The sequence below is a fragment of the Pseudomonas sp. NPDC086278 genome, from assembly GCF_050280905.1.
In the GTDB taxonomy this organism is placed as follows: Bacteria; Pseudomonadota; Gammaproteobacteria; order Pseudomonadales; family Pseudomonadaceae; genus Aquipseudomonas.
Genome location: NZ_JBNNWE010000158.1, coordinates 1 through 7,144 on the forward strand (window position 1 = coordinate 1; position 7,144 = coordinate 7,144).

6 protein-coding genes and 1 pseudogene are annotated in these 7,144 nt (G+C 59.9%); 3 read left to right on the forward strand and 4 right to left on the reverse strand.

Annotated features, from left to right (window positions below; all coding sequences use genetic code 11):
• From ACQKP4_RS27840 to ACQKP4_RS27850, 3 genes are all read left to right on the forward strand, one after another.
• The coding region (locus ACQKP4_RS27840) for an FAD-dependent oxidoreductase (RefSeq protein ID WP_427637240.1) at positions 1-616 on the forward strand (616 nt) is incomplete at its 5' end.
• Positions 617-878: 262 nt separating this feature from the next.
• Positions 879-1,430, forward strand: a complete 552-nt coding sequence (locus ACQKP4_RS27845; RefSeq protein WP_427637241.1) for a cytochrome b — start codon at positions 879-881, stop codon at positions 1,428-1,430.
• Between the two features lie 32 nt (positions 1,431-1,462).
• Positions 1,463-2,056: a YceI family protein gene (locus ACQKP4_RS27850; protein WP_427637242.1), complete on the forward strand. Its 594-nt coding sequence runs from the start codon at positions 1,463-1,465 to the stop codon at positions 2,054-2,056.
• Between the two features lie 450 nt (positions 2,057-2,506).
• Here the strand turns inward: ACQKP4_RS27850 and ACQKP4_RS27855 are convergent, their stop codons facing one another.
• The 4 genes and pseudogenes from ACQKP4_RS27855 to ACQKP4_RS27870 all read right to left on the reverse strand — a co-directional run.
• Positions 2,507-4,393 (reverse strand): DEAD/DEAH box helicase, encoded by a 1,887-nt coding sequence (locus ACQKP4_RS27855; RefSeq protein WP_427637244.1) that lies wholly within the window; start codon positions 4,391-4,393, stop codon positions 2,507-2,509.
• 223 nt (positions 4,394-4,616) lie between these two features.
• Complete coding sequence (locus ACQKP4_RS27860; protein WP_427637245.1) at positions 4,617-5,423, reverse strand: substrate-binding periplasmic protein; 807 nt, start codon at positions 5,421-5,423, stop codon at positions 4,617-4,619.
• A gap of 124 nt (positions 5,424-5,547) precedes the next feature.
• Positions 5,548-6,393, reverse strand: a complete 846-nt coding sequence (gene metF / locus ACQKP4_RS27865) for a methylenetetrahydrofolate reductase [NAD(P)H] (RefSeq protein ID WP_427637247.1) — start codon at positions 6,391-6,393, stop codon at positions 5,548-5,550.
• A 162-nt stretch (positions 6,394-6,555) separates the two neighbouring features.
• A pseudogene (locus tag ACQKP4_RS27870) lies at positions 6,556-7,050 on the reverse strand (adenosylhomocysteinase); the annotation flags it as partial.
• Positions 7,051-7,144 lie beyond the last annotated feature (94 nt).

Sequence of the window (7,144 nt, forward strand, 5' to 3'; positions counted from 1 at the left end):
CCGCTACAGCACCGACCCGTCGATGGGTGGCGCGTACCTGGCTTTCGGTCCGGGCCAGATCAGCAAGTACTGGCGCTTGTGGGAACGTCCGCTGCAACGTGTAGCCTTTGCTGGCGAACACACCGATACGTTGTATCCGGGCACACTCGAAGGCGCATTGCGTAGCGGCGAGCGTGCGGCCAGTCAGGTTGAAGACCTGGCGGCGGGCAAGTCGTTTGAACCGGCGAAAGTCGTACCGGCAGCGACCGCAGTAGCGGCTGGCGCGGTAGCCGCGAAGAAAGGCAACTTCTTCACCAACCTGTTCGGTGGTTCCGACGACAAACCAGAACCGGCCAAGGCCCCCGTGCCAGCGGCTCCGGTAGCACCGACTCCGGCACCTGCTCCGGCTCCTGTTCCGACGCCGGCGCCAGCACCGGTCGAAGCGCCGAAGCCCGCGACCCCGGTAAAAGCCGAGCCCGCTAAAAAGGCATCGACCAAGGCGCCGGCGAAGAAGCCCGCGGCCAAAACCGAAGCCAAAAAAGCGCCGGCCAAAGCGCCAGCCAAGAAAGCTGAACCGGCGAAGAAACCCGCGGCCAAACCTGCGGCAACTCCGGCGACAGAAACCAAGGCGCAATAAGTTGCGAGATTGAAAAAACGCGGCAGAGATGTCGCGTTTTTTTATGCCTGACGAAAAGCATTATCGGAAGGCGAATAAATTCCGGGGCGCAAGTGTTCTTTGTCCAGGCTCCATTTTTTCGAACGAATTGGTCTTTAATCTTTGCTTAACGCACCTATTTCAGACTCTTGATCGTATTTCTCGATATTTCAAAGCGAAATTTTCGGCTTTAATTCGATAGATAACTCGATAGTCTTGGGCCAGCACTTACAGGGACTTGGCAATGCAACTACGAAACTCTACTGCTCGCTACGGCTGGGTCAGCATCTTCTTGCACTGGGGCATAGCACTGGCAGTGTTCGGATTGTTCGGCCTGGGTCTGTGGATGGTTGGCCTTGGCTATTACGATCCATGGCGCAAGGCCGGGCCGGATCTGCACAAGAGCATCGGTTTGATATTGCTGGGGTTCATGTTGCTGCGCGTGCTGTGGCGCTTTATCAGCCCACCGCCGCCGACGCTGCAAAGCTACAGCCGCATGACGCGCCTTGGCGCCAAGTTCGGCCATGGCTTTCTGTATCTCAATCTGTTCGCTGTGATGATTGCCGGTTACCTGATTTCCACCGCAGAGGGTGTCGGGATTCCGGTGTTTGACTGGTTTGAAGTGCCTGCACTGGTTTCCGGACTACCGGACCAGGCAGATACGGCAGGTGAGATTCACCTTTACCTGGCGTGGTTACTGGTAATTTTTTCCGGTCTCCATGCGTTGGCAGCATTGAAGCACCACTTTATCGACCGCGATGTGACCCTCAAGCGAATGCTCGGTCGCAAAGCCTGACGTACAACCTCGACTCCAAAGGAAAACAAAACATGTTGAAAAAGACGCTCGCCGCTCTGGCAATCGGTTCCGCCCTGTTGTCCGCCAACGTAATGGCTGCGGACTACACCGTCGACAAGGCTGGCCAGCACGCCTTCGTTGACTTCAAGATCAGCCACTTGGGCTACAGCTACATCACCGGTACGTTCAAGGACATCGACGGCAAGTTCAGCTTCGACGCCGCCAAGCCGGAAGACAGCAAGATCGAGTTCAACGTGAACACCGCCAGCGTTTTCACCAACAACGCAGAACGTGACAAGCACATCGCCAGCAAAGACTTCTTTGACGTGAGCACCTATGCCAAGGCGACGTTCGTCTCCACCGGCGTGAAAACCACCGGCAAAAATGCCGATGGCAAAGTGACTGCTGACGTGACCGGTGATCTGACTTTCCACGGCGTGACCAAGCCAATCGTGGTCAAAGCCACGTTCCTGGGTGAAGGCAAAGACCCATGGGGCGGCTACCGTGCCGGCTTCGAAGGCACCACCAGCATCAAGCGTTCCGATTTCGGCAAGATGATGGACCTGGGCCCGCAGTCCGACGTGGTTGATCTGTACATCACCTTTGAAGGTGTCAAAGCGAAGTAATTTTCGCCTGCCCCAAAAACGCCCCCGATCCCACGATCCGGGGCGTTTTTTATTGCCCAGAAAAACTGCCATAACCACCACAACCCCCCCTTGTGGGAGCGGGCTTGCTCGCGAATGCGGTCGAACATTCATCATCGATGTCGACTGACCCGCCGCCTTCGCGAGCAAGCCCGCTCCCACCTTTGAACGACAGTGAGCCTACTTTTTGTGGATGGGCAAAAATCCCCCTGTGGGAGCGGGGCTTGCTCGCGAATGCGGTCATTTATTCAACATTGATGTTGTCTGACACACCGCTTTCGCGAGCAAGCCCGCTCCAACCTTTGATCACCGGTGAACACACATTTTGTGGATGACCAAAATCCCTTGGTGGGTTGAAGATTTGTGCCTGTCCCGGAAAACAAAAATGCCCCGGATCTCGCGAGCCGGGGCATTTTTTGGTGCGGCGTTAAATCAGCGGTTGCGAGTCAGCAATGCTGGTTTTTCGCCGCGAGGGCGGCCTGGCAGTTGATCCAGTTGCTCAGGAGTCGGGAACCGATCGGTTTTCGACTCTTTATGGATGATCTTCGGGGCCGGGCCGCGCGGGTTTTGCACGGCCGGTTCCGAACGCGGCTGCTCGTCACGGGCAGGGCGACGGTTGCGACTTTCTTCGCGACGGGCCTGGCCGTCACGTGGGGCACCGCTGCGTGGGCCATTGCGCTTGGCCGGCGGGGTGCCGGTGGTGGCGCCATCGCTGCTGCGTGGGCCACTTTGGCGACCCTGCGGCTTGCCGCCGGTGCGCGCGGCACCAGCGCCTGCGCCCGTTGCCGCGCCTTGCGCCGGAGCCCCCGGACGACGACCACGGCCCTGAGACGGTTTGGCTTGAGGCACATAGTCGACGCGGTTACCGAAGTTATCGATATCGTCGTCCAGGAACTCATCCGGAGCGCGGTCGGCAGCGGCAGCACGTGGCGCCGGACGCTGTTGTTCACGCGCCGGGGTGCCTTCGCGTGGCTTCTGCTCACGCGCCGGGCGCTCGCCACGGCCAGTGGCGGCAGGTTTTTCCTTGCCGCCCTTGTCCTTGCCTTTGTCTTTACGACCGCCGCCGCCACCGCCGCCGCCATTTGGCCCGTCGCCGCGCGGGCCACGTGGGTTGCGCGGGTTACGCACATCCGGGCGCTCGCGCACTTCCGGCTTCTCGGCTTCTACAGCGCTGGAGTCGAAGCCCATCAGGTTGCCGTCGGCAATCTTCTGCCGGGTCATGCGCTCGATGCTTTTCAGCAGCTTCTCTTCGTCCGGCGCGACCAGCGAAATCGCCTCGCCCGAACGACCGGCCCGGCCAGTACGGCCGATACGGTGCACGTAGTCTTCGTCGACGTTCGGCAGTTCGAAGTTGACCACATGCGGCAACTGGTCGATGTCGAGACCGCGCGCGGCGATGTCGGTGGCAACCAGGATGCGCACTTCACCGGCCTTGAAGTCGGCCAGGGCTTTGGTGCGGGCGTTCTGGCTCTTGTTGCCGTGGATCGCGACGGCGCTGAGGCCGTGTTTGTCCAGGTACTCGGCCAGACGGTTGGCGCCGTGCTTGGTGCGGGTGAACACCAGCACCTGTTCCCAGGCGCCCGCGGTGATCAAGTGCGCCAGCAGCGAACGCTTGTGGTTGGCCGGCAGACGGAAAACGCGCTGTTCGATGCGCTCGACCGTGGTGTTCGGCGGCGTGACTTCGATGCGTTCCGGGTTGTGCAGCAGCTTGCCGGCGAGGTCGGTGATGTCTTTGGAGAACGTCGCCGAGAACAACAGGTTCTGACGTTTGCTCGGCAGACGGGCCAGGACTTTTTTCACGTCATGGACGAAGCCCATGTCGAGCATGCGGTCGGCTTCGTCCAGCACGAGGATTTCCACGTGGGACAAATCGACGCTGCCTTGGCCGGCGAGGTCGAGCAGGCGGCCAGGGCAGGCCACCAGCACGTCGACACCCCGGGACATGGCCTGAACCTGCGGGTTCATGCCGACGCCGCCGAAGATGCAGGCGCTGACGAACTTCAGGTCACGGGCATAGACCTTGAAGCTTTCGTGTACTTGCGCCGCGAGTTCGCGGGTAGGGGTCAGGACCAGTACGCGCGGTTGGCGCGGGCCGTGACGCTGGGATTTGTCCGGATGACCGTTGGGGAACAACCGCTCCAGGATCGGAAGGGCGAAACCGCCGGTTTTACCAGTACCTGTCTGTGCCGCGACCATCAGGTCGCGACCTTGCAACACGGCGGGAATGGCCCGCTGTTGCACCGGAGTAGGCTCGGTATAGCCCGCTGCCTCGATGGCGCGGACTAAAGCCTCGGAGAGACCGAGGGAAGCAAAGGACATGAGTAATCCTGTTTTAGTTAGGGCTTGGCCCAATGGGAGTCTTGCCTGGCGCGAATGGCGTTTAAGAGGAACGCAATCCCGTCCGGTCCTGCTGGGCCTCGAAAGCTCGTCTGGAAGCGCTCGCGCGGGCTGAAAAGCTGCGCTGTAGCGGGTCGAGATGCCTTGAACAAGTCCGAGCGTCCGGGCGTGAGCCTGGCGGGAAGGCCGGAGTATAACAGAGCAATCACTGCGCGCCGCTTTCCTGCTGCTCAACGGTTTTCAGTGGCGCTGTGCTGGCTTGCACCGACGGGCCTGGTTCGGCGCCGTAACGCTTGCTCAGTTCCGCGTAGGCGGGTTCGCGCTTGAAGCGTTTGAGTTCGGCGCCAAAACGCGCCACGAGCAAGTCCATGCCGGCATTGCGGCGCACGGCCAGGAACTGGCTTTGATGGCTGATGACGGTCGGGTTCTCGGTGATCTTGTCGCGAATGCCCAATTCATCGAGCAAATGCTGGCCGACGCGGCGATCGGTGATCAGCAGGTCGATGCGCCCGCGCACCAGTTTGCCGAAGTTGGCTTCGTGGGTCGGCGCCGGTTCGCGAGTGAACAGCGTCGACTCGCTGAAATCCGGGCTGTACAGATAGCCCGGCGAGGTGCCGATGGTCAGGCCTTTCAGGTCTTCGAGGGTACGAAACGGGTGAGGGCGGTCATTGGCGTAGAACATCACGAACTCGACTTCGGAAAGCGGTTCGCTGGGATAAAGCAGCGTGGCGTCGCGTTCGTCGCTGTGGAAAATATCCAGCGCGCCATCGGCCTGGCCGCTTTCGAGCATCGACAGGCAGCGTTTCCAGGGCAGGAACTGCCAGTCCACTTCGATCCCCAGGCGTTTGAAGACAATGGCCGTGGTTTCGTAATCCAGCCCCAGGGATTTGCCGTTTTCCTCATAGACATAAGGCGCCCATGGCTCGGTGACAATGCGCAGCTTCTCGGCCCGGGCGGCAAAGCTCAGGCAAGCAAAAAGTAGCAGCGTCAGTAGTTGGGAAATCAAAGGCATGACTTGAGATTACGTCGAGAAACCGGAAAGAGCCAGAAACCGGGTCCAGAAGCTCTGGGACAAGGCATTTTCCATAAAAAAGGCCCTGGATTTCGCCAGAGCCTTCTCGGAGTCTTGCACTGTTTCAGCGCGGCAACTTCAGGTTGTTCCATACCGCCAGGCTCGCTTCAGCCTGGTTCAGTGTGTAGAAGTGCAGCCCCGGTGCGCCACCTTGCAGCAGACGCTCGCACATCTGGGTGATGACGTGTTCGCCAAAGCTTTGAATGCTCTGGGTGTCGTCACCGTAGGCTTCCAGTTGCTTGCGGATCCAGCGCGGGATTTCCGCACCGCAGGCATCGGAGAAGCGCGCCAGTTTGCTGTAATTGGTGATCGGCATGATGCCCGGCACGATCGGGATGTCCACGCCCATCGCCCGGACACGCTCGACGAAGTAGAAGTAGCTGTCGGCGTTGAAGAAATACTGGGTGATTGCACTGTTGGCGCCAGCGTTGGCCTTGCGCACGAAGTTGGCGATATCGTCTTCGAAGTTGTGGGCTTGCGGATGCATTTCCGGATAAGCAGCGACTTCGATGTGGAAATGATCGCCGGTCTCTTCACGAATGAATTCGACCAGGTCATTGGCGTGGCGCAGTTCACCGCTGGCCATGCCCATGCCCGAAGGCAGGTCACCGCGCAGGGCAACGATACGCTTGATGCCGGCGGCCTTGTATTGGCCCAGCAGGCCGCGCAAGTCGTCCTTGCTGTCGCCCACGCAAGACAGATGCGGTGCGGCAGGGACTTTGACTTCGCTTTCGAGCTGCAACACGGTGTTGAGGGTTCGATCACGGGTCGAACCGCCAGCGCCATAGGTGCAGGAGAAGAAATCGGGGTTGTACGTGGCCAACTGACGAGCAGTGGCCAGCAGCTTTTCATGCCCAGCGTCGGTCTTCGTCGGGAAGAACTCGAAACTGTAGCGACGGTCTTGGGACATGGTCATACCCTTGGAAACACGTGAGCCTGGAAGACTTGCACATCCCGATGTGGGAGAGGGCTTGCTCGCGAAGGCGGTGGGTCAGACAACATTAATGTTGAAGGATAAACCGCCTTCGCGAGCAAGCCCGCTCCCACAAGGGAGAGCAGGCAGCAGCGTCGATCAGTAGCGGTAAGCGTGCGGCTTGAACGGACCTTCGACGGTCACGCCGATGTAGTCGGCCTGGGTCTTGGTCAGTTGCGTCACAACGCCGCCGAAACCGCGAACCATTTCCAGGGCCACTTCTTCGTCGAGTTTCTTCGGCAGTACTTCAACGGTCAGGCGCTCGGCTTTCTGGGCTGGCGACAGGTCGGCGTACTTTTGACCGAACAGGAAGATCTGCGCCAGCACCTGGTTGGCGAACGAGCCGTCCATGATGCGGCTTGGGTGACCGGTGGCGTTACCCAGGTTCACCAGACGGCCTTCGGCCAGCAGGATCAGGTAGTCGTCGTTCTGGGCGTCGAACGCGCCAGGACCGGTACGGTGGATTTTGTGAACCTGTGGCTTCACTTCTTCCCACGCCCAGTTTTTGCGCATGAAAGCGGTGTCGATTTCGTTGTCGAAGTGGCCGATGTTGCAGACAACAGCCCGCTTTTTCAGGGCTTTGAGCATGTTTGTCGCGAGCAAGCCCGCTCCCACATTTGAGTTTCGGTGAGCTGTAGATCGGGTTACAGCGCCGACGCCGTATCCGGCAGTTTCGGCTGGCGATACA

Coding starts and splice junctions, on each gene's coding strand:
- ACQKP4_RS27855 (WP_427637244.1), bottom strand. CDS start 4,393: ATGTCCTTTGCTTCCCTCGGTCTCTCCGAGGCTTTAGTCCGCGCCATC.
- metF (WP_427637247.1), bottom strand. CDS start 6,393: ATGTCCCAAGACCGTCGCTACAGTTTCGAGTTCTTCCCGACGAAGACC.
- ACQKP4_RS27860 (WP_427637245.1), bottom strand. CDS start 5,423: ATGCCTTTGATTTCCCAACTACTGACGCTGCTACTTTTTGCTTGCCTG.
- ACQKP4_RS27845 (WP_427637241.1), top strand. CDS start 879: ATGCAACTACGAAACTCTACTGCTCGCTACGGCTGGGTCAGCATCTTC.
- ACQKP4_RS27850 (WP_427637242.1), top strand. CDS start 1,463: ATGTTGAAAAAGACGCTCGCCGCTCTGGCAATCGGTTCCGCCCTGTTG.